General features: G+C 71.2%; 1 pseudogene. It reads left to right on the top strand.

What is annotated here, in order from left to right:
• Positions 1-14 precede the first annotated feature (14 nt).
• Positions 15-243: pseudogene (locus tag SB822_RS60115) on the top strand (phenol hydroxylase); the annotation flags it as partial.

Below are 243 nucleotides of genomic sequence, written 5' to 3'. Positions count from 1 at the left end.
CCCCGTACCGCGCGATGCTGCCGCTGCTGGCCCAGGCCATCGCCGAGCGCGGGATCGAGGTGGTGCTGCTGCAGGGCGCGCGCAACGACGAGGAACTCCTGTACGGCGACGACTTCCGTGCCTTCGCCGACGCGCATCCGAACTTCCGCTACGTGCCATGCTATTCGCGTGGCCTGCCCGACGGCGCGCATCCGCATGCCCGCCATGGCTACGTGCAGCAGCAGCTGGCCGAGCTGGCGCCGG

Origin of the sequence: Paraburkholderia sp. SIMBA_054, assembly GCF_046534875.1 — a bacterium.
GTDB classification, from domain to species: domain Bacteria; phylum Pseudomonadota; class Gammaproteobacteria; order Burkholderiales; family Burkholderiaceae; genus Paraburkholderia; species Paraburkholderia hospita.
This window is presented reverse-complemented; position numbering and strand designations above follow the sequence as displayed.